At 67.5% G+C, this 26,095-nt stretch carries 19 protein-coding genes; 14 read left to right on the plus strand and 5 right to left on the minus strand.

The features are described 5' to 3' along the window. Positions 1 to 73 precede the first annotated feature (73 nt). On the minus strand, positions 74 to 1,600 hold the full coding sequence (locus AC1DZQ_RS21370) for a leucyl aminopeptidase (protein WP_476965391.1): 1,527 nt from the start codon (positions 1,598 to 1,600) through the stop codon (positions 74 to 76). A gap of 376 nt (positions 1,601 to 1,976) precedes the next feature. On the opposite strand from AC1DZQ_RS21370, the gene AC1DZQ_RS21375 reads away from it, so the two are divergent. The 7 genes from AC1DZQ_RS21375 (at position 1,977) to AC1DZQ_RS21405 (ending at position 10,601) form a co-directional block, all read left to right on the plus strand. Beyond that, entirely contained in the window at positions 1,977 to 2,915 is a 939-nt protein-coding gene (locus AC1DZQ_RS21375; protein WP_476965392.1) for a proteasome assembly chaperone family protein, read from the plus strand. A gap of 34 nt (positions 2,916 to 2,949) precedes the next feature. Beyond that, complete coding sequence (locus tag AC1DZQ_RS21380; RefSeq protein WP_476965393.1) at positions 2,950 to 4,281, plus strand: MFS transporter; 1,332 nt, start codon at positions 2,950 to 2,952, stop codon at positions 4,279 to 4,281. A 238-nt stretch (positions 4,282 to 4,519) separates the two neighbouring features. Next, on the plus strand, positions 4,520 to 5,779 hold the full coding sequence (locus AC1DZQ_RS21385; protein ID WP_476965394.1) for a sensor histidine kinase: 1,260 nt from the start codon (positions 4,520 to 4,522) through the stop codon (positions 5,777 to 5,779). Then, positions 5,776 to 6,432, plus strand: a complete 657-nt coding sequence (locus AC1DZQ_RS21390) for a response regulator (protein ID WP_476965395.1) — start codon at positions 5,776 to 5,778, stop codon at positions 6,430 to 6,432. Before AC1DZQ_RS21385 ends, AC1DZQ_RS21390 begins: the two co-directional genes overlap by 4 nt. An 84-nt stretch (positions 6,433 to 6,516) precedes the next feature. Then, positions 6,517 to 7,386 (plus strand): hypothetical protein, encoded by an 870-nt coding sequence (locus AC1DZQ_RS21395; RefSeq protein WP_476965396.1) that lies wholly within the window; start codon positions 6,517 to 6,519, stop codon positions 7,384 to 7,386. 145 nt (positions 7,387 to 7,531) lie between these two features. Further along, positions 7,532 to 8,986, plus strand: a complete 1,455-nt coding sequence (locus AC1DZQ_RS21400) for a DUF4192 family protein (RefSeq protein ID WP_476965397.1) — start codon at positions 7,532 to 7,534, stop codon at positions 8,984 to 8,986. Between the two features lie 283 nt (positions 8,987 to 9,269). Beyond that, entirely contained in the window at positions 9,270 to 10,601 is a 1,332-nt protein-coding gene (locus AC1DZQ_RS21405) for an RNA polymerase sigma factor (protein WP_476965398.1), read from the plus strand. A gap of 257 nt (positions 10,602 to 10,858) precedes the next feature. Here AC1DZQ_RS21405 and AC1DZQ_RS21410 read toward each other — a convergent pair whose 3' ends face one another. Further along, a complete protein-coding gene (locus AC1DZQ_RS21410) occupies positions 10,859 to 11,080 on the minus strand; it encodes a DUF7455 domain-containing protein (protein WP_026266251.1) in 222 nt (73 codons plus the stop codon). A 251-nt stretch (positions 11,081 to 11,331) separates the two neighbouring features. Here AC1DZQ_RS21410 and AC1DZQ_RS21415 point away from each other — a divergent pair, with 251 nt between their 5' ends. Then, a complete protein-coding gene (locus AC1DZQ_RS21415; protein ID WP_476965399.1) occupies positions 11,332 to 13,440 on the plus strand; it encodes a DNA gyrase/topoisomerase IV subunit B in 2,109 nt (702 codons plus the stop codon). Between the two features lie 161 nt (positions 13,441 to 13,601). Then, positions 13,602 to 15,128: a M20/M25/M40 family metallo-hydrolase gene (locus AC1DZQ_RS21420; protein WP_476965400.1), complete on the plus strand. Its 1,527-nt coding sequence runs from the start codon at positions 13,602 to 13,604 to the stop codon at positions 15,126 to 15,128. A gap of 93 nt (positions 15,129 to 15,221) precedes the next feature. On the opposite strand, the gene AC1DZQ_RS21425 is transcribed toward AC1DZQ_RS21420, so the two are convergent. Both AC1DZQ_RS21425 and AC1DZQ_RS21430 read right to left on the minus strand, forming a co-directional pair. After that, positions 15,222 to 16,211 carry a M56 family metallopeptidase gene (locus AC1DZQ_RS21425; RefSeq protein ID WP_476965401.1) on the minus strand — a complete coding sequence of 330 codons (990 nt, stop codon included), beginning with the start codon at positions 16,209 to 16,211 and terminating at the stop codon, positions 15,222 to 15,224. A 6-nt stretch (positions 16,212 to 16,217) separates the two neighbouring features. Continuing rightward, positions 16,218 to 16,604 (minus strand): BlaI/MecI/CopY family transcriptional regulator, encoded by a 387-nt coding sequence (locus AC1DZQ_RS21430; protein ID WP_018772400.1) that lies wholly within the window; start codon positions 16,602 to 16,604, stop codon positions 16,218 to 16,220. Positions 16,605 to 16,923: 319 nt separating this feature from the next. On the opposite strand from AC1DZQ_RS21430, the gene AC1DZQ_RS21435 reads away from it, so the two are divergent. The 4 genes from AC1DZQ_RS21435 to AC1DZQ_RS21450 all read left to right on the plus strand — a co-directional run bounded on the left by AC1DZQ_RS21435 (position 16,924) and on the right by AC1DZQ_RS21450 (position 24,329). Beyond that, positions 16,924 to 18,519, plus strand: a complete 1,596-nt coding sequence (locus AC1DZQ_RS21435; RefSeq protein WP_476965402.1) for a cytochrome ubiquinol oxidase subunit I — start codon at positions 16,924 to 16,926, stop codon at positions 18,517 to 18,519. Positions 18,520 to 18,582: 63 nt separating this feature from the next. Then, complete coding sequence (gene cydB, locus AC1DZQ_RS21440; RefSeq protein ID WP_476965403.1) at positions 18,583 to 19,632, plus strand: cytochrome d ubiquinol oxidase subunit II; 1,050 nt, start codon at positions 18,583 to 18,585, stop codon at positions 19,630 to 19,632. A gap of 8 nt (positions 19,633 to 19,640) precedes the next feature. After that, the gene (gene cydD, locus AC1DZQ_RS21445; protein WP_476965404.1) at positions 19,641 to 23,279 is read left to right on the plus strand and encodes a thiol reductant ABC exporter subunit CydD; all 3,639 of its coding nucleotides are present in this window, start codon (positions 19,641 to 19,643) and stop codon (positions 23,277 to 23,279) included. Positions 23,280 to 23,300: 21 nt separating this feature from the next. Continuing rightward, positions 23,301 to 24,329: a GNAT family N-acetyltransferase gene (locus AC1DZQ_RS21450; protein WP_476965405.1), complete on the plus strand. Its 1,029-nt coding sequence runs from the start codon at positions 23,301 to 23,303 to the stop codon at positions 24,327 to 24,329. Between the two features lie 6 nt (positions 24,330 to 24,335). On the opposite strand, the gene AC1DZQ_RS21455 is transcribed toward AC1DZQ_RS21450, so the two are convergent. Then, a complete protein-coding gene (locus AC1DZQ_RS21455; protein ID WP_476965406.1) occupies positions 24,336 to 24,854 on the minus strand; it encodes a DinB family protein in 519 nt (172 codons plus the stop codon). A gap of 163 nt (positions 24,855 to 25,017) precedes the next feature. On the opposite strand from AC1DZQ_RS21455, the gene AC1DZQ_RS21460 reads away from it, so the two are divergent. Next, positions 25,018 to 26,095 (plus strand): DUF222 domain-containing protein (locus AC1DZQ_RS21460; protein WP_476965407.1); only part of this gene is annotated, 1,078 nt, incomplete at its 3' end.

Below are 26,095 nucleotides of genomic sequence, written 5' to 3' on the forward strand. Positions count from 1 at the left end.
GCTTGTGTCCAGTGTCACGCGGCTTTGTGGCCGGGGAAGCATCGCCGCCCCGGCCACAAAGCAGCAATGCGGTCTAGACGGCGTTGGCGAGGATGTCCTCGACGTAGGCCACCAGGGTGCGGACGGTGCAGCCCGTGCCCTGTTTGTGGTTGTAGCCGTAGGGGCTGCCGTTGTTGAACGACGGGCCGGCGATGTCGATGTGGGCCCACGGGATCTGTTCCCCGTCCTTGCCCTTGCCCACGAATTCGCGCAGGAAAACGGCCGCGGTCATCATGCCGCCGTGGCGTTCGCCGATGTTGGCGATGTCCGCGACCTGCGAGTCGAGGCTGGCCCGGAGCTCGTCCGGCAACGGCATGGGCCAGACGAGCTCGCCCGCCCGGTCCGCGGCGGTCTTGATGGCGCCGGTGAGAGAGTCGGAGCCCATCACGCCGGCGGTGCGGTCGCCCAGGGCGATCAGCTGGGCGCCGGTTAGCGTTGCGACGTCGATGATGGCGTCCGGGAATTCCTGGCTGGCGGCGACGATGCCATCGGCCATGACCAGGCGCCCCTCGGCGTCGGTATTGAGGACCTCGACGGTCTTGCCGCCGAACATCGTCAAGACGTCCGCCGGGCGCTGGGCAGCGCCGGAGGGCATGTTCTCGGCGATGCAGAGCCATGCGGTCGCCTTGACGGGCAGCCCCAGGCCCGCGAGGGCCAGGACGGTGTTGAGGACGACGGCGGCACCCGCCATGTCGCTCTTCATGTCGCCCATGCCCAGGGCGGGCTTGATGGAGATGCCGCCCGTGTCAAAGGTGATGCCCTTGCCTACGAGGGCGATCTTGGCCGTGGCCTTCGCCGGGGTGTATTCGACCTTCACGAGGCGCGGCTGCCGGGTGGAACCCTTGCCGACGCCGAGGATGCCGCCGAAGCCCTCCTTCTCGAGGCGCTTTTCGTCCCAGACCGTCACCTTCACGGGCAGGCCCTTGGACAGTTCCTTGGCGGCCTCGGCGAAGGACTCGGGGTAGAGGTGGCTCGGCGGCTGGTTCACCAATGTGCGGGTCGCGTTCACGGCCGTGCCGATCAGGGACGCCCGGTGCAGGACCGGCGCCAGTGCCTTGTCCGTGGCGAAGTCGGTGCGGATGACGACGTTCTTCACCGGATCCTTGAGCCCGTCCCTGGAGGACCGGAACTCCGTGTAGGAGTAGGCGCCCATCGCGGCGCCCTCGGCGACCGCCGCGACCTCGGCCAGGGTCGTCGTCGGGAGGGCCAGGGTGACGGTGGTGACGCCGGCCAGCTGGCGGACGGCCGAGCCGGCGGCGCGGCGCAGCGCCTCCTCGGAGAGCGGCTGCTTGGTGGACAGCTTGCCGACGCCGGCGAGCAGCAGGATGGTGGCTCCCACTTCGGGCAGGCCGGGCAGCCGGTGGGCCTGGTCCGCCGCGCCTGTGATGCCAAGAACGCTCAGTGATTCCGCCAGGGCCTCCGCGGCCTTGGCCGTCAGCGGATTGTCGAGCAGAACCGGGCCGTCAGGACCCTGTCCGACGCCGATGACGAGGGCATCGCTGGGGGACTTCTTCAAGTCCCCTGCGACTGCACTAAGTTTGACTTCACTATTCTTGACCACGAGGACAGTCCTCAATTCTCTGTGATGGTTCTCGGTGATATTCGGCAGGAACTGCATGTTTGGCGCCCTGCCACGGATCCCGGGGCGCCGTCGGTATGGGACGCGACCCGGTGTCTGCAAAACTAGCCCTAGGGCCAACACCGATCGTAGTCTCTCGACCGCGCGGAAATTCAATCGAATGAGAGCTGGAGCACACCCCAGGCAGGAATTAGCCCGGGCGCCGGAGCGTTGTACTGATAGCGGCGCTGCCGTGCGGCGAGTGCACCATGGGACTGGCCGTCCGGATCTGCCTGACTGGCGAGTTCTGCCCGGCACCTTCCGGATGACGGATCGCGCCCCGCTTCTCCCACCGCCGCCATCGTGAAAGGAACACGCCGTGATTGAACGGATTTCCGGCTCTTTGCTGGATCCCCAGTCGCTCTATATCCGTGATGACGCGCTGTTCTCCAGCACCGAACTGCGCGGACTCAACCTCGTCATGGGGTTCACCGGCTTCGCCGACGCCGGCCACGTGGTCCGGCAGATCACCACTGAACTGCTGGACACGCTCGATGCCGAGATGGTCGCCGAGTTCGACGCCGACCAGCTGATCGACTACCGGTCCCGGCGCCCGCAGATCAGCTTCGTCGAAGACCACCTGCAGGACTACCAGGCGCCGAGCCTGGCCCTCTACCGGCTGGTCGACGGGCTGGGCAGCCCGTTCCTGCTCCTGGCCGGGTTCGAGCCGGACCTGCAGTGGGAGCGCTTCGCGCGCGCCGTCGTTGGCCTCGTCGAGGAACTCGACGTCAACCTCGTCACCTGGATCCATTCGATCCCGATGCCCGTGCCCCACACGCGGCCGGTCGGTGTGACCGTGCACGGCAACCGGCCGGAGCTGATCGAGGGAATCTCTGTCTGGAAACCCACGGTGGAGGTGCCGGCCGCAGTGGGCCACATCCTGGAGCTGCGCCTGACGGAGGCCGGCCGAAACATCGTCGGCTACGTTATCCATGTGCCGCACTACTTGGCCGAAGCCGAGTACCCCACGGCGGCCGTGGCCGGACTCGAGTACCTGGGCGCGGCCACCTCGCTCATGCTGCCGACCGACCGTCTGCGCGAGGCCGGACGCGAGGTGGGCCGGCAGATTGCCGAGCAGATCGAGGCATCCGAGGAGGTCCAGCAAGTGGTCTCACGGCTGGAGACCCGGTACGACGAAAAGGCCGAGGGGACGGTCCGGAGGTCGCTGCTGGCCGATGAGAACGACCAGCTCCCCAACGCCGATGCCCTTGGTGCCGCCGTCGAGGCGTACCTGGCCCGTAAAGAACCCGGCGAATAAATACTATTTATCATGAACCGGGCATAATGGGGGAGTGACCTCTCCCCGCGCCTGGCTGATCTGGATCGTCGGGATCTTCGCCTATCTCGTAGCGGTCAGCCAGCGCACCTCTTTTGGGGTGGTCGGCCTGGAGGCAACAGAACGCTTCCACGCCAGCGCTGCGGAGATCTCCTTTTTCACCGTGCTGCAGCTGCTGGTTTACGCGGCGCTGCAGATTCCCGTAGGCATCCTCGTGGACCGGTTCGGCTCCCGCGCCATGCTGGCCGGCGGCGGTGTCCTCATGGGACTCGGCCAGCTTCAGCTGGCCTTTGCCGACAACATTCCCGGTGGAGTCCTCGGACGCGTCCTGGTGGGCGCCGGCGATGCCATGACATTTATTTCCGTCATCCGGCTCATCCCGCTCTGGTTCGCCCCGGGGCGCGTTCCGCTGCTGACGCAACTGACCGGCATGTCCGGCCAGCTCGGCCAGCTCTTCAGCGTGGTGCCGTTCGCCATGATCCTGCACTCTGCGGGGTGGACTCCGGCCTTCCTGACGCTCGCCGCGATGTCCGGCCTCGCCGTCGTGCTGGTCCTGATCCTGCTTCAGGACCTTCCGCCCGGGCACCCCCCACCCGCACAGTCCCAGGGGCTGCGTGCTACGGGCATTTCGCTGGCGCACGCCTGGCGGCAACCCGGTACCCGGCTCGGGCTGTGGAGCCACTTCACCGTCCAGTTCAGCGGCACAGTCTTTGCCATGACGTGGGGCTACCCCTTCCTGATTTCCGCCGAGGGACTGGACCGCGGCACGGTCTCGGCCCTCATGGCGCTGTACGTCGCCGGCGCCATCGCCGCCGGACCCCTGATGGGCAGATTCGTTGCCAGGCATCCGCTGCGGCGCTCCACCATGGTGCTGCTCATTTCCGGATGCACCGCCACCGCCTGGGCAGCGGTTCTGCTGGTGCCGGGACGCGCCCCGCTCTGGCTCCTGGCTGCGCTCGTGGTGACCCTCGCCGTCGGCGGCCCCGGCTCCATGATCGGCTTCGACTTCGCCCGGACCTTCAACCCGGCCCACCGGCTCGGCACCGCCACCGGGATCGTCAACGTGGGCGGCTTCATTGCCGCGCTGGTGTCCATCTACCTGATCGGGCTGGTGCTCGACGTCCTGCACGCCACCGGGTTCTCCCAGGGGGAGCTCTACGGCCTGGATCCGTTCCGCGTGGCCCTGAGCGTGCAGTTCCTGCTGCTGGCCGGCGGAGCAGGCGCCATCCTCGCGACCCGGCGGAAGGTCCGGCGCCAGATGGCGGCCCAGGGCGTCATGGTTCCGCCCCTGCTCAAATCCCTCGCCGAGCAGCGCAGACTGGTCGCGGAGCGCCGCCGCACGCCCTGAGCCGTTTGTTTGGCAGGTTCGGGCAGCCCCGCTTGTTGGGCGCGTTCAGGGATTGCCTGAGACTCACAATCGCTTCGCTGCATCAAATTGGACAGATCAAATTGGACAGCTCAAATTGGACTGCGGTGACGCCTCTCGCGGCAGATCGGTCATCCCTAAGGGGGAACTTGCTCATCATCGGGTTGGAACTCACCCGAAATGGGACCCTTCCTTGTAAGAGCCCGCTTAGGGTGAAGGCATGTTCAAAACGATCCAGTCTCTGAGGCCCCTCGCGGCACCGGCCACGGCCGTGCTGCTGATGGGGACACTCTTTGTGCTGGAGGAGCGCCATTTCGACCAGAAGAGCGCCCTGCTGCTGGCGCTCCTGACGGGCGTCGCGGTGGCCGAGCTCCTGCCGGCGGCCGCCCTGGGGCTGGTCCTCGCCGCCTTGGTCCTACAGGGCCTTAGGGTCTTCCCGCTGGTCTTCCTCTCGGGCATGCTGAGCTACGCCGTCGTTCCGGTGGTCATCTTCTTCGCAGTGCTCGGCTGGAAAACCCGCACCCGGTGGGTTGCACCCGTTGCCGCTGTCCTATGTGCCGGCATCACGACCATCAACTGGTTCACCGACCAGACCTGGATCAACTTCATCTTCGCCAGCCAGATATACGGCAGGGGACTACTGCGCACCTTTACCTACGCATTTCTGATCTTCGGGGCGTTCGCCGCCCTGAACCTCGCCGCCTGGGCCGTCGGTGTGGCTGTAAACAGCGCCTCGAGGAGCCGGCGGGCACAGCTCGCGGCCGAAACCCGGTTGCGGGAGACCGCGACCGAGCTCATTCTCGAACAGGAGCGCAACAGAATCGCCGGGGAGTTGCATGATGTCCTGGCGCATTCACTGACAGTCATCGTGGCGCAGGCCGACGGAATACGCTTCATCCACCGCACAGAACCGGAAACCGTGGAAGAAGCCTCCAAGGTCATCGCAGAATCGGCGAGGACCGCGCTGGTCGAAACGCGCCGGCTCATCGAAGGCTTCTCCACGGAGATCACTGACCATCCGGCCCACAAGGCTGAGGACCTGGTGATCCTTGCGGAACGGCTGAGCTCCAGCGGCATGCCGATCCAGATCGAAACGACCGGTGAGCCACGGGAAATGACCCCCATGCAGCACCTAACGGTCTACCGGCTGGCGCAGGAAAGCCTGACCAATGCCTTCAAGCACGGGGACCGCAGCCAGGGCGCGCACGTGCGCCTGGTCTGGACCGATACGTCCCTTGAGGTCCGTATCCGCTCGTCAGTGATCACCATCCGCACTGCGGCGCCGAAGACTGCCCCGCCGGGCCGCGGGATAGCAGGAATGAAGGCCCGCGCCGCCGCCGTCGGCGGGTGGGTCGAAACAGTCCGCGGCGAAGAGACCTTCGAAATGCTGGCCTTCCTTCCACTAGCAGGTCCTGGCCAGCAATCAGCGGCTGCCCCGAACAAGCCCCGCCTCCACGCCCTGGAAGGAGCAAAGCCATGACCGCTGCACCGATCCGCGTTGCGTTGGCCGATGACCAGCCGTTGTTCAGCGCCGGACTCAAAATGATCCTGCGGAGCCAAGCGGATATGGATGTTGTCGGCGAAGCGGTCAACGGGGCGGACGCCGTCGAACTCGTGGAGGAGAAATCCCCTGACGTGCTTCTGATGGACATCCGGATGCCGGTCATGGACGGAATCACGGCCACGAGGACGATCCTGGAAACGCCTCTTCGAACTCCTACGAAAATCATTGTCCTGACCACCATCCAGCATGACGAAGCCGTCGTCCGCGCCATCCAGGCCGGCGCCGCCGGCTTCCTGACCAAGGACACGACGCCCGACTTCCTCCTGGCCGCCATCCGAACGGTCCACTCGGGCCACTCGGTCATCGCCCCCGCCATCACCAACGAACTGCTGCGCGACTACACGACACCTTCGACCGGGAACGACGCCGCTCTGGCGGACCTTTCCGGGCGGGAACGCGATGTGTTCCTCCTGACCGCCAAAGGGCTCGGAAACGCCGAGATCGCTGCGTCACTAGTGCTCAGCGAAGCCACCGTGAAATCCCACGTCGGCAGCATCCTGGCGAAACTCAAGCTGAAGAACCGGATCCAGCTCGTCGCCTTTGCCTACGAAAACAACGTACTCAACTAGCCCCCAACACCGTCCCACCTGCAGGCGCCTTCACGGACAGCGAAGGCCGGCTACCGCATTGCCCAAAACAACCTAAGGAGCAACATGAAGAGGAAGATCGTCGGCGCTGCCGTCCTGATCCTCGGCACCGGCGCCGCACTGGCCGCGGCCGCCATCCCGGCCGCGCCGATCACGGCATCCCCGGAGCCCGTCCCAGGGATCATCCGCCAGGCGGAGGCCTACGCCTCAGCCGATCCCGTCGACGAAAAGGGCATGCAGGAGGCTGTCCGGCGCTGCATGGCCAAGGCCGGTTTCGACTACACGCCGCCCGGCTCCGAACTGACGCTGGACCTCAACGGAGCCATCGGCTTCAAACGGCTCACGGTCGACGCCGCCAAGGCCAGCGGCTACGCCAGTACCCGGCCGCAAGGACCCCACGAGCCGGCTCCCGGGTCCGCCGACGGCAAACTCTTCGCCAATCCCGCCTTCACTAACGCACTCACCGGGCCCGGCGATACCGCTTCAATGACCACGGTGGGCGGCATGGGAACCTCGTCCGGCGGATGCCGCGGCGAGGCCATGACACAGATCTACGGCAGCGCGGAAAACTACATGCTTGCCACCGGCATCGCCTACAACTCGTTTTTCCCGGCCAGCCTGTCTGCCTCGGGCGACTCAGGAATCGACAAGGCCGTCACCGAGTGGACAGCGTGCATGAAGGAAACCCCATACGCCTCGTTTGCGAACCCGGGCCAGGCCGCCGATGCCGGTAAAACTGCGGGGGGCCAGGAAGAGTTCAGAATCGCCGTGACGGACGCGGTTTGCCGGGACAAGACCGGTTTCCACGCCGCGCTGGACAAGGTCCTGGACAAGTACCTGACAACCCGCATGCAGGAGCTGGCCCCGGAGATCGAAAAGGTCAAGGAGATTCGCCGAGTTGCCGCGGCGAATGCGGCAGCCGTGGGCGTCCGGTAACGAAATAATCTGCATCAAGGGGCGGGGTCCTGTCAGCATTCGGGGGTGACAGGACTCCGTCCCTTGGCGCTGGAGCCGCCACGCGTTATCCACATAGCGCAGTCCGGTACTGCCGCGGGGACGCGGCGGCCGCGAAGCTGGGCCTATGACCGCTCCCGATCACTTGAGAATCACCGGCCCCGAAGACATCCTGGGGTTCATCCCGCACTCCCTCGGCTACTGGCCGGAAAACAGCCTCGTGGCCATGACCTTGCAAGGCAAGAGGCTCGGAGCCACCTTGCGGGTCGACCTCCCCGAGCCCGGAGGCGGCCCAGGCCGGAGGGACACGCTGGCCGGCTTCGCACGAAACGCCGTGGCCTATCTGCAGGCGGACGACGCGGCTGACGGTTCACTGTTGGCCTTCTTCACCGACAATGACACTGACACCGATGCGGGTCCCGGCGACGCCGCTGGGTGGACGGCCCTGCTCAAGGAACTCGAACTTGCCCTGGAGGCAGCCGGATTGCCCTTGAGGGACGCCTGGATTATCGGTGCTAAGTTCTGGCGCAACGCGTATTGTACTGATCCGGAGTGCTGTGGGGAGCCCGGCCGGCCGGTCGAGCAGATCAGGAACAGCAGGCTCAACGCCGAAATGGTTTACCGCGGCAGTAGCGTAGGCAACGTCCCCGGCGCGCCGGGAACTCAGCCGGCGCCGCGTCCGGTGGACCCCGCCGTGTGCCTGGCCGAACGCGGCTGGGCGGAGCAATTCGCCCCGCGACGGCGGGACCGCGCCCAATTCGACCAGGTGCTGGATGTCTGGACCATGGCCATGCAGGCCGCCATTGGCCAGGACGACGTTCGTGTACCCAACCCGGGCGACCTGGCCTCTGGGGCGGCCGTCCCCGACGCCGGGACCAGCGGCGCCGGGACGGCCGATCCCCGGACCGCGGTCTTGCCGCTTGATTTCCCACCCGAACTGGCCGGCTACCTGCGGGCCAGTCTGTGCATTCCGTCATGGCGGGACGCCGTGCTCGTGATGGCGGCAGCCGGACGGTCCGCCGCCGAACGCGGCGCTGAGGACTTCGGCATGTTCGACCCGGAACCCGAGTCCGCCGCTTTACCCGGAAACATGCCCGCCCCGCAGCTCGGACCGGCGCCCCATCCTCTGTCAGGGCCGATGTCCCAGGGCACGTCCGACCACACCGCACGTTCCTCGTTCGGTTCGCGGCCGCCTCGGCCGGAGGCGCCTGCCATCGACGGCCCCGCAGCCGGCACCGTTCCCGCTGCCGAGGCCGTTCCAGGTTACGGGGAGGTCCTGCTCGGGCTGGCGCCATCGGTCCCGGATTGGACCCTCATGGTCGGGCTCGAACGGGTCCTCGCGCGGCTCGGCGGTCTTGGTGACGGGGAGTCAACGGCCGCCGCCGTGACGGCACGGGGGTGGATCGAATGGTGCCGGGGCCGCGGGTCCTACGCCGACGCCCTGTACCAGCAGGCACTGCGGGATCATCCGGGATACAGGCTCGCAGAACTGCTGGCAGAGCTTGGCCGGCGCGGCACCCTTTGCGGCTGGGCGGCCAGGCGGGAGGCGGCCTGGCAGAAGTTTGCCCCTGACGCGGCATGAGTTACTGACGCGGCGGGCAAAGCCGCGGCAATATCCTGGACCCGGCGTCCCGAAAGGCGCTCAGGTTGAAAACCGTGAGACAATGGTTGCCGCGACCCGGTTGGGTCCGTGTATCAAGTGCCCTAAATGAACCTTGGAAACAGGGAACATTAAGGCCCTCCCAGCAGTTCTACTAAGTGGCTCTGCTGGCCGTGGTTGCGCTTGATGTCAAACACGGACTTGACAGGGTCATAGTGGTGTTGCCCGTATGGCGATCCGCAGACCGCAGCTAGAAAGGTTTTCAGTGACCCCGTCTTCCGCGAAGAAGGAACCAGCCGACCAGGCCGAATTGTCCCCTGAGGAGAAGAAGGCGGCGACCAACGCCAAGCGCGCCGCCACGCGCGCAGCCAACAAGGCTGTCAAGGACGCCGCTTCCGCAGAGGGTGGCGACACCGTAACCGGAGTCGCCAAGCCTGAGCCCAAGAAGCGCGGGCCCAAGCCCGGCGCGAAAGCCGCGGCAGAAGCCGCCGGCAACTCTGCCAGTACGTCTGATGATGACGCCGAAGAGGATCTTGACGACATCACGCCCGACGCCGCCGAACTCGGCGACGAAGTAGAGGGCGAGGAAGTCGCCGGCAAGGCCGCGGCGACCACCGGCTCCGGCTTCGTGTACTCCGACGCCGACGACGACGACGCCCCGGTGCAGCAAGTCATGTCCGCCGGTGCCACCGCCGACCCCGTCAAGGACTACCTGAAGCAGATCGGCAAGGTCGCCCTGCTGAATGCCGAGCAGGAAGTCGACCTGGCCCTGCGGATCGAGGCCGGTCTCTTCGCTGAGGAAAAGATCGCCGCCGACGACGGCACCATGGATCCGAAACTCAAGCGCGAGCTCGAATTTGTCATCCACGACGGCAAGCGCGCCAAGAACCACCTGCTGGAGGCCAACCTCCGCCTCGTCGTCTCACTGGCCAAGCGCTACACCGGCCGCGGCATGCTCTTCCTGGACCTGATCCAGGAAGGCAACCTGGGCCTGATCCGTGCGGTCGAGAAGTTCGACTACACGAAGGGCTTCAAGTTCTCCACCTACGCCACCTGGTGGATCCGCCAGGCGATCACCCGCGCCATGGCCGACCAGGCGCGTACCATCCGCATCCCGGTGCACATGGTGGAAGTCATCAACAAGCTGGCCCGCGTCCAGCGCCAGATGCTGCAGGACCTCGGCCGCGAACCCACCCCGGAGGAGCTGGCCCTCGAGCTGGACATGACCCCGGAAAAGGTCGTAGAGGTCCAGAAGTACGGCCGCGAGCCCATCTCGCTGCACACCCCGCTTGGCGAGGACGGCGACTCCGAATTCGGCGACCTCATCGAGGACTCCGAAGCCGTGGTTCCCGCGGATGCCGTGAGCTTCACCCTGTTGCAGGAGCAGTTGCACTCGGTGCTGGATACGCTCTCCGAGCGCGAAGCCGGCGTCGTCGCGATGCGTTTCGGTCTTACCGACGGCCAGCCGAAGACTTTAGACGAAATCGGCAAGGTCTACGGCGTTACGCGCGAGCGTATCCGCCAGATCGAATCCAAGACCATGTCCAAGCTGCGGCACCCGTCGCGCTCACAGGTCCTGCGCGACTACCTGGACTAAGCAGCAACTGGTCACAGGCCAGGCGAAGTTCACAGCAACGCGGCGTCACTTCGGGCCCATCCTCACTGGAGGAATGGGCCGGACGTGAGGTCGCGTTGCTTTTTGTTGCCGCCAAGTTGCTGCTGCCGCCGGGGTGGCACGGCAATTGGCCAAACGGCACTTAACGAATCAGGGCCCCTCCGGTATGGAGGGGCCCTGATCCAATGGTCTCAGGTCGCCCGGAACCCTGTGGGGTGCCGAGCCGAAACCGGTGCGGTCTAGTCGACCGGAACCGGAGCCTTCTGGTGAAGGCGGTCAGTCTCATCGTGCCAGTCTGAACTGAGCGGCTTGAGCGTCGGCTCTACGGCGCGTGCGTGGTGGCCGCAGAATAGAAGCTCACCGCCGGAGGCGCCGAGAACAACCCGGACATATGCCTGTGCCCCGCAACGATCGCACCGGTCTGCGGCGGTCAGTGTGCGGTCCGCAACTGCTGTTGTCATGTTCGGCCTCCTTAGTAGATCGGTATACCTATATAACCAGCATTCGTGGCCGATACATGGCACGGATGGCCTACTTTCGCTGTCCGCGTATCACGTCTCAGTAACGGCGAGTGGCCGGAGAGTCCCTGCGGGGAGTGGCAAACCGTGGATGACCCGGAGTCCGACTAACCTAGGAAGAGCGTCAAATTCTGTGACTGCCCGCCTGCGCACGCTGCAGGGGCGGTCCCGATCCTGTAAGGAGTTCACGACCCGTGGCACCCAGTTCTGATTACACCGCCCGGCACCTCTCCGTGCTGGAGGGCCTCGAGGCCGTCCGTAAGCGCCCGGGCATGTACATCGGCTCCACGGACTCCCGCGGACTCATGCACTGCCTCTGGGAAATCATCGACAACTCCGTCGACGAGGTCCTCGCCGGCTTCGGCCACGACATCAAGATCATCCTGCATGCTGACAATTCGGTGGAGATCCACGACGACGGCCGTGGCGTTCCGGTGGACGTCGAACCGAAAACCGGGCTGACCGGCGTCGAGGTGGTATTCACCAAGCTGCACGCCGGCGGAAAGTTTGGCGGCGGCTCCTACACCGCTTCCGGCGGCCTGCACGGCGTGGGTGCCTCCGTGGTCAACGCACTCTCGGCCCGCCTCGACGTCGAAGTGGACCGCGGCGGCAAGACGTACAAGATGTCTTTCCGCCGGGGGGAGCCCGGCCGGTTCAAGGATCCGGGCACCAAGCCGGACCCCGCCACCCTCTTCGAACCCTTCATCGACGGCTCCGTGCTGGATGTCGTGGGGAAGGCCAAGCGCGGCGTGACCGGAACCCGGATCCGGTACTGGGCGGACCGGCAGATCTTCACGCCCGACGCCAAGTTCTCTTACGATGACCTCGCCGCCCGTGCCCGCCAGACCTCGTTCCTGGTCCCCGGGCTGAAGCTCACGGTCCGGGATGAACGCAGGGTTGCCGGCACGCCCGGCGAAGCGGGCCCGCATGAGGAGGTTTTCCACCACGACGGCGGCATCTCCGAGTTTGTCGAATTCCTCGCCGCCGACCCCGCCGTCACGGACATCTGGCGCCTCCACGGTGCCGGGAAATTCAAGGAAACCGTCCCCGTCATCGACGAAAAGGGCCACAGCCAGCTCGCTGAGGTCGAACGCGACTGCGAGGTCGACGTGGCGCTGCGCTGGGGGATCGGCTATGACAGCACGGTCCGCACGTTCGTCAACATCATTTCCACGCCCAAGGGCGGCACCCACCAGTCCGGCTTCGAGCAGGCCCTGCTCAAGACGTTCCGCAAGGCCGTGGAGACCAATGCCCGCAAGCTCAAGGCCGGCAACGACAAGATCGAAAAAGACGACATCTTCGCCGGCCTGACCGCGGTCCTGACCGTCCGGCTGGCAGAACCGCAGTTCGAGGGCCAGACCAAGGAAATCCTGGGCACGTCAGCCGTCCGTGCCATCGTGGCCAAGGTGGTGGAACAGGAGATCAGCGCCAAGCTGACGTCCGCAAACCGCAACGACAAGGCCCAGTCCGCGCTGCTGCTGGAAAAGATCGTCAGCGAGATGAAGTCCCGCATCTCGGCCCGGGTCCACAAGGAAACCCAGCGCCGGAAGAATGCACTGGAGACCTCCTCGATGCCCACCAAGCTCGCCGACTGCCGCACCGACGACGTCGGACGCTCCGAACTGTTCATCGTCGAAGGTGACTCCGCACTCGGCACCGCCAAGCTGGCGAGGTCCTCCGACTTCCAGGCGCTCCTGCCGATCCGTGGCAAGATCCTCAACGTCCAGAAGGCCTCGGTGGGGGACATGCTCTCCAACGCCGAGTGTGCGGCCCTGATCCAGGTGGTGGGGGCCGGCTCGGGCCGGACGTTCGATATCAGCGCCGCCCGGTACGGCAAGGTGATCCTGATGACCGACGCCGACGTCGACGGCGCCCACATCCGGACCCTGCTCCTGACGCTCTTCTTCCGCTACATGCGCCCGATGATCGACGAGGGCCGCGTCTTCGCCGCCGTCCCGCCGCTGCACCGTGTGGAGGTGGTCAACGCTGGCCAGAAGGCCAACGAGATGATCTACACCTACTCCGAGGCGGAGCTCCATGTCCTGCTGGCGCGGCTCGCCAAAGAGGGCAAGCGCTACAAGGAGCCGATCCAGCGGTACAAGGGGCTGGGCGAGATGGATGCCGAGCAGCTGGCCGAAACCACCATGGACCCGCGCCACCGGACGCTCCGCAAGGTCGGGATCGAGAACGCCAAGCAGGCCGAAGAGACTTTTGACCTCCTCATGGGCTCGGACGTGGCGCCGCGCAAGGATTTCATCATTGCGGGCGCCGCAAACCTGGACCGGGAGCGCATCGACGCCTGACGCCCCGCCGACGGGGAAGGGCCGGCGGCTGAATTCCGCGGCTGCTTCGCTGGGGCCTGGCTCTCCCAACTTTTGCCCAAGGTGCTTCCGATAGCTTCATCTCACCGATGCGGGCAAGGACGCCCGGATTCGGATTCCGCAGCCGAATCCAGGAGACCCCTATGAAGCAACGCCGGAATATCCGCCGCGCGGCCATCGCCGCCTCGATCGGATTGGCGGCCACCCTTGCGCCGCCCGCACTCGCAGACAACGGAACAAACACAGCATCCCTGCGTGCCGCCGTGTCGGCCACGAACATCATGAAGCATCTCGCAGCGCTCCAGGCGGTCGCGGACGCCAACGGTGGCACCCGCGCTGCCAGCACCCCGGGCTATGAAGCCTCCGCACAGTACATCGAGGGCAAGTTACGTGCCGCCGGCTACACCCCGGTCCGCCAAACCTTCCCCTACGACCGCTACGACACGGTCTCGGCCTCCATGGAGCGGCTCTCGCCATCGCCAAGGAGCTACGCCTATGACGCCCCGGACGGCTTCCTCGATATGAACTACTCCGGTTCCGGCAACGTCACGGCAACCCTGGCCGCCGTCGACATCAACCTGGCCGGCGACAGGGCCTCCACAAGCGGCTGCGAGGCAGCTGACTTCGGCGGGTTCACGGCGGGCAGCATCGCCCTGATCCAGCGCGGCACCTGCACATTCCGGATCAAGGCGGACAATGCGGCCGCCGCGGGGGCGGCCGGCGTCATCATCTTCAACCAGGGCAATGTCGACCCGGGAGACGAGCGATTTGCCCTGTTCGGCGGCACGCTGGACGCGCCCCAGGCCGGTCTCCCGGTGGTCAGCACAAGTTTCGCCACCGGCGCCGAACTCGCCGGGCTGAGCAACGTCAGCATGCACCTCTCCGTGAACGCCACCGTCACTGCGCTGACGTCGTTCAACATCCTGGCCGACACCGGCGGTCGGGCGGACCGCACCGTCGTGGTGGGAGCGCATCTGGATTCCGTGCCTGAGGGGCCCGGCATCAACGACAACGGCACCGGGACAGCCTCCATCCTCGAGACGGCGATCCAGCTGAAGGCGTCCGGCCAGACCCCCGTCAACAGGGTCCGCTTCGCCTTCTGGGGAGGAGAGGAACCAGGACTCATCGGCTCCGACTACTACGCATCCCAGCTGACGGCGAGCCAGATCAAGACCCACGCGGTGAACCTCAACTTCGATATGGTCGGCTCGCCGAACTTTGTCCGGTACGTCTACGACGGCGACGGTTCCTCCCTCGGCACAAAGGGCCCCAATGGCTCCGCGCTGGTCGAGAAGGTTTTCCTGGACTACTTCAAGTCGCAGAACCTGCCGACCGCGCCGACCGAGTTCGACGGGCGCTCCGACTACTCCGGGTTCATCACCAACGGGATTCCGGCGGGCGGCCTCTTCACCGGCGCGGAAGGCATCAAGACCGTGGCGGAGGCGGCGGTGTTCGGCGGGACAGCCAATGTGGCGCATGACTCCTGCTACCACCAGGCCTGCGACACCATCGCTAACGTCAACACCACTGTGCTGGAGCAAATGGCCGACGCGATCGCCCACTCCACGCTGACCTTCGCCATGACCTCCTCGGCGATCAACGGCACCGCCAAGGGCAACGGCTCCGGCACCGGGGATCTCCAATTCAAGGGCAGCAAGCTGCTGAAATAACGATGCCACAGCCCCACGCGGACCGTTTCGCCTGGCTCCAGGCGGGGCGGTCCGGCGTTTGAGCGGGATGATCAGATGGGCAGGGGGCGGGCCCTAGCCGAGCAGGCCGGGGACCAGCAACAGGGCCGTTGGCACGGCCAGCAGCAGCGCGCAACAGGCCAGGACGGCGGCGCGCAGCGGTTCCGACAGCGGCGGCCGGGGCGAGAGCAGCCGGCTGACGCGGGACGCCGTCGTACCCGCCGAGCCGCTGCCGCCGGTGGCGCCGGGCTGGCTGGGGTCGACGTCGGACAGGCCCGGCTCGCCGAACGCGAGGCGTACCGCCGGAGTGGCCGGGGACCCGCTTGCCACAATGGCAATCGCCCTGATCAGGGTCGCCTTGCTCTCCGTCTTGAGCGCGACGTCGTCGGCAAGCATTTCGATCAGGGAGTTGACCGACTCCTGCGCCAGCCGGGTGGTGGGGAGCCACGGCAGCGCCTGGCGCCACGCGGCGAAGGCCCAGAGCAGGAGGTGGTGGCGCTGGCTCAGGTGGGCGTTCTCGTGAATCAGCACGGCACGCAACTCATCGGGCTCCAGGGCGGCCATGAGGCCGTCGGAGAGAACGGTCACGGACCGTGCGCCGCCGGGCAGGCAGTACGCCACGGGAGAGTCCACGTTCAGGACCATGGTCCGCGGGCCGTCGGAGGACGGTGAGGCCAGAAGGTCCAGCAGTTCGCGGTGCCGGCGGCGCTGGCGCTGGATCTTGTAGTAGGTCAGCAGCAGGGTGAAAACGAGGTGTGCCGTCAGCAGGGCCGCGGCCGAGAGCGCAAAGATGTGCCAGAAGCCCAGATCCGTGGTGGGGGCATTGTTGAAGACCATCCCCGCCAGCGCCCGCAGGCCAGAGAGCAGGTTGTCCCCGATCGGCTCGAGCCCGTAGACCAGCATGGCGCCGATCATGGACAGGCCGCCGGCCAGGGCGATCGCCTGCCACAACAGCATCGCCGTGAAGGGGGAGCGGGCCGGCCACTGGGCACGGGAAAGGAGGATAGGCACCGGCCACGCCAGTGCTATCGCCAGGACCGCCAGAAAATATGAGGTCCAGAACATCGGGCGCTAGCTGCGGCCCAAAAGCTTGCGCAGGGTTTCTGCCTCGTTGTCCGTGACGGAACCAATGAACCGGGCCAAGACGGCCTCGCGGTCAGGGGCGGAACCGAGGACCTCATGCATGAGCTCCGCTGTGTGGTCCGCGCGGCTGGAGACGGCCTGGTAGCGGTGCGGGCGGGTGCCGCGTTCGCGTTCCACCAGGCCCTTCCGCTCAAGGCGCGAGAGTACGGTCAGCACCGTGGTGACCGCGAGGTCCTTGCCCACGTGCCCGGCGCTGCCGTCCTGGGGCTGGGTGCTCTGCGCGAGGAGGTCCCGCAACGTGTTGGCCGTCGCAGCTTCTTGGCCTGCCCAGAGCAGGTCCATCACGGCCCGTTCCAGTTCACCGAGACTTGCCATTGCGTACATCCTTCTATGCCTGCCGCGCCGGCGTCATGCTGGGAAACTGCTGGTGCCTGCCGGGGCGGTGTATGTGAACACTTCAGTTACAAATTTACCGCGTTTTGCGCATTCTTTCTACATGAAGTAGAACACGGCCGCCCGGCGTGTCGGACCCTCGGCCGGGGACGGCGGGGCAGGGCCCTTCTTCCATTGCAGGCCGTGACGTGCCGTGGGAGTCTGAATTACGGGGAAGCTCCGTTGTGTTCTACACTCTGTAGAAGACTTACTTCTACGCCATGTAGAAGTTGCTTGGACCTAGCCAAAAGTAGGGACTGCCTTGGACGCCTTGGAAATCGCACGCTGGCAATTCGGAATCACCACGGTCTACCACTTCATGATGGTGCCGCTCACGATCGGCCTCGGGCTGGTGGTGGCTGTGATCCAGACGCTCTGGTACCGCACTGGCAAACCGGAATATCTGCGCATGACCAAGTTCTGGGGCAAGCTCTTCCTGATCAACTTCATCATGGGTGTCGCCACCGGAATCGTGCAGGAATTCCAGTTCGGCATGGCCTGGAGCGAGTACAGCCGCTTTGTCGGTGACGTCTTTGGCGCCCCGCTGGCCATGGAGGCGCTCCTGGCCTTCTTCGTCGAGTCGACGTTCCTCGGCCTGTGGATCTTCGGCTGGAAACAGCTCAAGCCCGGCGTCCATCTGGCCTGCCTCTGGGTCGCCGTCATCGGCTCCCTCTTCTCGGCCTACTTCATCATCGTGGCCAACAGCTGGATGCAGCACCCCGTCGGCGTCGAAATGGTCAACGGCCGGCCCGTCATGACCGACGCGTGGGCCGTGTTCACCAACAACACCGCCCTCGTCGCCGTGCCCCACACCCTCTTCGGCGCCCTCGCCGTCGCCGGAGGGTTCCTGCTCGGCATCGCCTGGTACCACCTGTGGCGCCGCCGCCGCGACGGCATCGATACCGTCGGGGCCGACGGCAGGGTGATTCCCGGCGAGGCCACAGCAATCCTCGGCCGGGACCGCGCAGACCATACCGTCTGGATCCGCTCGCTGCGGATCGGCGCCGTCGTCGCCATGATTTCCTTCGCGGGCACTGCCTTCACCGGGGACCTGCAGGGCAAGCTCATGTTCGAGCAGCAGCCCATGAAGATGGCCGCCGCCGAGGCAGCCTGCCACGACGGCACCGGCTTCTCGGTCCTCAGCGTCGGAAACGTCGGCGCCAAGAACTGCGACGACATCAAAGCCGTGATCGAGGTTCCCGGCATCCTGTCCTTCCTGGCCAAGGGCGACTTCACCACGGAGGTCAAGGGCGTCAACAGCCTGCTGGGCGAGTACCAGGCCAAGTACGGCACCACACTGCCGGACAACCCCATCTACGGGGACCGCGCCGGCCAGCAAATCCAGTACGTGCCGGTCATGGAAGTCACCTACTGGGGCTTCCGGATGATGATCGGCTTCGGCGGCGTGGCCGCCCTCGCAGCCCTACTGGCACTGTGGGTCACCCGCAAGGGCACCGTGCCGGCCTCCCGCGGACTCATGCGAGTGGCGGTGTTCGGCATCCTGGCACCGTTTGGTGCCAACGCGGCAGGCTGGATCTTCACCGAGATGGGCCGCCAGCCGTTCGTCGTCGCCCCGAACCCGGACCCCAGCGGCATCGATCAGGTCTTCATGTTCACCGCAGCGGCCGTCTCACCGGGGGTCTCGGCCGGTGAGATCCTGACCTCCCTCGTGGTCCTGACCAGCATTTATGCGGTGCTGCTGGTGGTGGAGGTCAAGCTCCTTGTCAAGTACATCCGCGGCGGCGTGGCCTCGGCCATGCCGGAACTTGTCCATGCCCCCGTTGACGAAAACGAAGACGGCACCCCCCGGGGCGGTCCGGGCAAACCCGACGACGACGTCCTGGCTTTCGCCTACTAGGCGCCAGCCCAGCAACCCACCTACCCAGCAACCCCACACGGAAAAGCGCAGAGGATTCTCAGCATGGAACTGCTACCCACCATCTGGTTCGTCGCCATCGCGGTGCTGTGGACGGGCTATCTCTTTCTCGAGGGCTTCGACCTTGGCGTCGGCATGCTGATGAAGGGGTTCGCCCGGAACAACACAGAACGCCGCGTTCTGATCAACACGATCGGCCCGGTCTGGGACGGCAACGAGGTCTGGCTCCTGACCGCCGGCGGCGCCACCTTCGCGGCCTTCCCGCTCTGGTACGCCTCGCTGTTCTCCGCCCTGTACCTGCCGCTCCTGCTGGTCCTCGTGGCGCTCATCTTCCGCGCAGTCGCCTTCGAATACCGCGGCAAGGTGGACAACCCCCGCTGGCGCGCCCGCTGGGACTGGGCCATCTCGGCAGGGTCGTTCGTCGCGGCCTTCGGCGTCGGCGCCGCACTGGCCCTGACCACCACGGGACTGCCGCTGGACGCCAACGGCGACCGCGAGGGCGGCCCGTTCGCCTGGTTCAGCGGCTACGCCGTGCTCGGCGGGCTCGCCGTCGTCGGGTTCTCCCTCCTGCACGGACTCGGGTTCCTGGCGCTGAAGACCGACGGCGACGTACGCCACCGGGCGCGGGCGTGGTTCGTCCGGCTGCTGCCCGTGCTGCTGCTGCCCATGGCCGGCTGGGCGGTGAGCCTCCAGCTCCTCAGCGGCGAGGCCTGGACTATCGCTGCCGTTGTCGCCGCCGTCGTCGCGGCAGTGCTGGCATGGAATTTCGCCCGCAAGGGTGCCGAAGGCCGTGCCTTCATGTCGCTGGGGGCATTCCTCCTGCTCGGCAGCGCGTCCATCTTCGGTGCCGCCTTCCCGGTGGTGCTTCCCTCCACCCTGAACCCCGCATTCAATCTCACCGTCTCCAACGCCTCGTCCTCGGACTACACCCTGGGCCTGATGAGCATCGTGGCCTGCATCGGGCTGCCGCTGGTCCTGGCGTACCAGGCCTGGACGTACTGGGTGTTCCGGCGCCGGGTGAGCGCGGCGCACATCCCGGAGGCGCACAGCTTCCTTCCCGCGATCGCCGCCAAAGCGCTGGCACCGAAGGACTAACTTCCCTGATGAGACCGTTCCCCGCCGGCCCCGCGACCCGTTCCGCCCTCTACCTGCTGGGACTCCTTGCCGCCCTGAAGGCGCTCTCGCTCGTGCTCATGGCTCAGGCCGTGGCCTCGATGCTCGCCGGGCTCGCCGCGCATGACCCCGCCTGGGCAGACCAGCTGGTTCTGGGCGTCGCGGGCGCCGTGCTGCGCTCCCTGACCGTGTGGGCCCAGACCGTGGCCTCACGCCGGGCGGCGCTCGGAGTGAAGGAGGAACTGCGCGCACAACTGCTGGAACAGGCACTTCGGAACGGAACACGGTCGGCCGGACCCGCCGACGGCGGCCTCGCCGTGCTGGCCACCCGGGGGCTGGATGCCCTGGACAACTACTACACCCAGTTCCTGCCCGCGCTGGTGAACTGCGCGGCCATCCCGCTCCTGCTGGGGGCCCGCATCCTGTTCGCCGACTGGATCAGCGCCGTGGTGATCGTGCTGACGGTGCCGCTGGTGCCGCTGTTCATGATCCTGATCGGGCGGTATACCGAGGAACGCGTCCGGGACGCCCAGTCCGCACTGGCACGGCTCTCCGGGCACATGCTCGAGCTCGCCAAAGGCCTGCCCGTCCTCGTGGGACTGGGCCGGGCCTCCGCCCAGCGCCAGGCACTGGAGGACATGTCCGAGGAATATCGTTCCCGGACCATGGGGACTTTGCGCACCGCCTTCCTCTCCGCCCTGGCCCTGGAGCTCATCTCGACGATTTCGGTGGCGGTCGTCGCCGTGTTCATCGGCGTCCGCCTGGTCCACGGCGACATGGCGCTTGAGGCAGGTCTGCTTGCACTCATCCTGGCTCCCGACTGCTACCTGCCGCTCCGGGAGCTTGGCACCGCACACCACGCCAGCGACGAAGGCCGGGCAGCGCTCGCCGAAACCACTGCGGTCCTCGCGGACCCGGGAGCCGCGCCGCTGATTCCGGCGCCGGCGTCCGCTCCTGCTGCCGGCCCGCCTGCCGTGACTGTGGACGGGCTGGCCGTTCGCTTCGGCGGACGCATTGACGCCGCCGTCGGGCCGCTGAGCTTCACCGCTGCCGCCGGCAAGATCACGGCCCTCGACGGGGCCAGCGGCGCCGGCAAGAGCACCGTGCTCGGAGTCCTCGCGGGGACCATCGGGACGGGCACGGGAACCGTCGTGTCCGGACGCCTCGGAGGATTCACGACGGCGGACGTCGCCTGGGTGCCACAGCACCCCGTCATGCTGGCCTCCACAGTGCTGGACGAGATCCGCCTGTATCTCGGCGTTCCCGCCTACGAACCCGGCACTGCCGCGGCCGGCAGTGCCGTGAACGCGCTGGCCGGGACTGCGGCGGCCACTGCCGCCGGCACTTTGGCGGATACTTCCGCCGGCAGTTCGGCCGCCGCGGAAGCCGATGCGGCAGCGCAGCGGTGCCTCGCGGCCGTGGGCGCGGAGCACCTGGCCGCCAAGCACCCGGCCGAGCTGAGCCCGGGGGAGCTGAGGCGGGTGGCGCTGGCCCGCGGGCTGGCACGGATCGAGGCCGGCGCCAGCGTACTGCTCCTGGATGAACCCACCGCCCATCTGGACCGCGGATCGGCCACAATGGTCAATCGAACCCTCGCCGGGCTCCGGGGACAAGTCACTGTGCTGCTCGTCGCGCACGACCGGCAGACCCGGGAGCTTGCCGACACGCTCGTCGCGGTGTCGCCGGGTGCCGGCCGGCATCACGGCAGTGAACCTCCGGCTCCCATCCCGCTGCGGACGGCGTCCGCCGAGGGAGACCCGGGCGTGCAGGCTGCGGCCATCCGGCCGCCGTCCGTCGTGGATGCCGCGACGCCGGGCCCGACCCCGGGCCGCCTTGAAACCGACGCAGAGCCTGCCGCGGCCGTGGCGGCGGCCCCAGCAGGCTCAGCCGGCCCGTCCGGTTCGGTCCCGGCCCAGCTGCGTCGCCTTCTGGCCCCAGTAAAGGGCCGGTTTGCCGCCGCCGGCGCCGTGGGCACTTTGGCGGCCCTGTTCGCCGTCGCCCTCGCCGGGCTTTCCGGCTGGCTCATCATCCGCGCCAGCGAACAGCCGCCCATCCTGTACCTGCTCACCGCGATTGTCGGCGTGCGGTTCTTCGGCGTCGGCCGGGCCTGCCTGCGGTACTCGGAGCGGCTGCTGCTGCATGACGCGGTGTTCGCCGCCCTGACCCGCCTCCGGGGCCGGCTCTGGGAGTCGCTGAGCCACCGGGCACTGTCCCTGCGCCGGCTCCTGCAGGGCGGCAACGTTCTGGGAACGGTGGTGGACGACGTCGACACTGTCCGCGAGCTCCTGCCCCGCGTCGTGCTGCCGCCCGTAACTACCATAGCTGTCGCCGCGGCCGCAGTGGTCGGGATCGGGCTACTGCTTCCCGCGGCGCTGCCCGCCGTTGTCGCGGCAGCGCTGCTGAGCATCATCGTAGCCCCCGCACTGGCGTTGGCCGCCGACCGCATGTCTGCCGGCACCGAGCAGAAGCTCCGCTCCGGCGTGCTCCGCCACGTGGCCGCTGCCCTGGACGCCCGCGCAGAACTGAATGCGAACGGCGTAAGCGCCCCCGTGCTCGGTGCGATTGGACGGGCTGACCGGGCCGCGACGGCTGCTTCACAGCGGTCGGCATGGGCTGAGGGGCTCGGCCAGGCCCTGACCGTCCTGGCCTGCGCGGGAGCTGCCCTGGCCAGCGCCGTGCTGGCTGCCCCGCTCGCCCTTAGCGGCGCGGTCGAACCGGAGACTGTCGCCGTCGTCGTCCTCGTGCAGCTTGCCCTGGTGGACCCCTACGCGGCCATCTCCACGGCCGTGCGGCAGTACCCGGCGCTGCGCGCCGTGATGCGGCGGATCAGCGAGGCAGGGGTCCTCAAGTCGGGGGCCAACGCTGAACCGGACACCGTCGACACCGCAACCGGTGGCGTGGTGCACGTGGCCTCGCGGCCCGGCGGCGGGCCCGGGATCGAACTCGTGGACCTCGCCGTCGCGTGGCCTGGCGGCGGCAACGTCTTTACCGGACTCACGGCCGAGGCCGGCCCCGGGCGCTGGCTGGCCGTCACCGGCGCCTCCGGCTCGGGCAAATCGACCCTGCTGGCCGCGATCCTGGGATTCCTGCCGGCGGCCGGCGGCCACCTCTACCTGAGCGGACGCGCCGCCTGGTGCCCGCAGGAGGCGCACCTGTTCGACTCGACCATCCGCGGCAACCTTCTCCTGGCGCGGCCGGAGACCGCTCCCGCCAGCACGGACAGTACCCAGGCTGGGTCCGGAGGCGACGAGCAGATGCGCGCTGCCCTTGACGCCGTCGGACTCGGTCCGTTGATGGCCCGGCTCGAGGACGGCCTGGACACCCGGATCGGCCCGGGCGGGGCGTTCCTCAGCGGCGGGGAACGTACGCGCCTTGCCGTTGCGCGCACGCTCATGACCGGGGCCGATGTCATCCTGCTCGATGAACCGACGGCGCACCTCGATGGGGAGTCAGGCAGGCTCATGCTCGCCGAATTGCGGGATGGGCTCCGCGACCGGACCGTTGTCCTGGTCACCCACAACCCGGACGATATCGACGCCGCGGACACCCGGCTGGACCTCGACGGCGCCGCTGCCGCCGCTGCCACGGGCCACGGTCCAGCGACGGCGGCCGTGCTGGCGCGGGGGTAGCGCGCCGATTAGCCTGTTGCCATGAACCGAAACGGCGAGCTCCAGCTCCGGCCCACACTCGATCCCCGGCTGTCCTGGCGGGCGGCGGGGCACAGCGACCTCGACGCCTGGGCCGGGCTGATCGCCCGGACCGCCGCCGTCGAGCAACCCGTCTGGTTTGAGCGTCGGGCGGATCTGGAACAGATCCTGGCGTCGAATAACAACCCGGTGGCGGCAAACACCATCCTCGGCTTCGATGAAGAGGGCGTTGCCCGGGCATACGGCCGGATCACCAAAAACCGCGACGGTGACAAAGCGAACGGCTCCGGCTGCGTTGACCCTGAGTTGCAGGGGAGCGGGATCGGCACCGGGCTGCTGGGCTGGATGGAACAGCGCACCATAGACCGCTTCGCAGAGGACGCAGGGCCGGCTGCGCCTGCCGTGGTCCCGCGCCCGAGGCTGCGGCTCCACATCGAGCAGCAGCACCAACACCAGGCCGCCTTGTTCGCCGGTTCCGGCTTTCGTATTGTCCGCTATTACAACGAGATGCACCGGCCACTGACCCAGGCTGTGCCTGAAATTGCCCTGGACCCCGGACTGGAGCTCGTGACTTTTGGGCCGGAGATGCATGAGCCGGTGCGGCTGGCGCACAACGCGGCGTTCCGGGACCACTGGGGCAGCGAGCCCCGCGACCAGGAAGGATGGGGCTTTGTGGTGAATGATCCGCAGGCCCGGCCGGACCTGAGCGGCGTGGTCCTGGACCGTTCCACCGGGACGGTGGCCGGATACCAGTTGGCCACCCACGACGCCGAGGGCGCCCTGACCCGGGGATTCCGCGAGGGGTACACAGAGCTCCTAGGCGTCCGGCGGGAATTCCGGGGCCGCGGCATCGCGCAGTTGCTCTTGGCCGATGCCATGCGCCGCTTCGCTGCTGCGGGCATGGACGTGGCCTCACTGGATGTCGACTCGGAGAACCCGACCGGGGCGCTCGCGCTCTACGTCAAGATGGGCTATGCGGCCGTCAACCGGAGCATGGCGTGGGACAAGGAGCTTCAGCCGGCAGCGCCGTAGCTCTCGCTAGCCGTCCACATCGTGGAGGTGATGGACGACGTCGTGCAGGAAGTACTGCGCGAAGGTCAGAACAGTGAACACTGAGCCGTTGCTCCGGATCCCCTTGCGGCCCCAATCCTCCTCCGGGACCCGCGCGAAGGACGCGGCAATCTGCTCGCCCTCCGCGGTCAGTTCGGCGCCGACCTGGGTGGGCTCGGCGTTGGCGTAGTCCTGCTCGATTGCCGCCATGTCCTGGTCCCAGTCAGCGAACCGGGCATCGTCCTCGGTCAGCATGAGGGACAGGCGGTGATCGAAAAGCGTGAAGACATCCCGGACGTGGCAGCCGTACTCGAGGACGGACCACGTGGCCTCGTTGGGGCGTTCCGTCGCGTCCGGCCGGCGGAGGGCTGCCCGCCACCGCGGGAGCATGCTGGTGACTATCCCCGGCGCCGTGGCCGGGGTCGCAGCGGAGGCATCGAAACCGCACTCTGGGCAGGGCCGTGACAGGACCCAAGTCCAGTCCTTGGTATCCGGAATGATAGGCATTCCAGCAGTGTAGGTGCATTTGTTGCGGCGGGCATCCCGATCTGTTGCTGCAGCCGGTGTGGCGCCGGATCATGATGACGACCAAGTCCCGGCCTCGGTTGTTTTCGCTGTCGTTGCCAGGGTGCCCACTAAAATTGTCACACCCCCTCGGCAGACTGTAGTTGTGGAAGCCGTCAGGGATTTCATTCCTTTCGAGGATGATCAGGGCATGGACCGGGGCACGGACCCGGCCCCGCACTCCGGTGCGGACGTCGCCCTGGCCGCCCGGTCGGGCCTGGACGTCGCCCTGGCGCTCCTGCAGGGAGTGAACTCGACGGCGCTGGAGGACGCGGAATCGTGGGGATTCCGGACCGCGTCGGACTTCGCCGGACAGGTGGAGGAGTTCTCCCGCATAGCGGAGTTTCTGCAGCTGGTCGCGGCCGCCGCCGTGGACCGGACCCGGAAGCAGTCCGCCGCCGCGGCCGCGGGGACTGCGGCGGGGCCGGTCACCGCGTGGACCACGGGCTGGCGAGAGAGCCCCGGCCAGTGGGAGACCGGCGGGGCCGGAACCGCAACCGCAGCCGCAGAGCCTGCCGGCACCTCCGCGGGCGCGGGGCCCGCCGACGGGCCCAGTTCCTTGGCGGCGGTTCCAGCGGCCGGCTCGGCCGGGCCGGGGTCGGTGCTGGATGACGGGTACCGGAACACCACAAAGTTCCTGCGGGCGAGGCTGCGGATCGGCGCCGCGGAGGCGAAGCGCCGGCTCTGCCTCGCCGAAACCCTGCTGCCCCGGCAGGGAATCGGCGGCCGGGCCGTACCTGCCGTGTACCGGGAGCTTGGGGCCGCGGTTGCGGCCGGCGAGGTCGCGTCCCGGGCCGCGACGGTCATCGCCGCCGCCCTGGACCGGGTTAGGCCGCTGTGCGGTGCCGAAGCGGCGGCCGCCATGGAGCACGCCTTGACCCGCACGGCCGCCGAGAACGACGCCGACTTCCTGGCCCGGGTCACCCGCAGCTGGGCCGATGCGTTGGACCAGGACGGCGCCGAACCGGCCGATGAACTGCTCCGCCAGCTCCAGGGCGCCTTCGTCCGCAAACCCCGGCACGGCCTGCAGCACCTGGAGATCTTCGCCACCGCCGACCAGTTCGAATACCTCCTCACGGTGATGAACACCGCCACCAACCCCCGCACGGGCAACGCGGCACAGGCCGGAACGGGACACGGGTCCGCGGCAGCGGACGGTGAAGACGCCGGGCACAGCCCTGCCG

It is taken from the genome of Arthrobacter sp. P1_C12_2 (assembly GCF_056406415.1).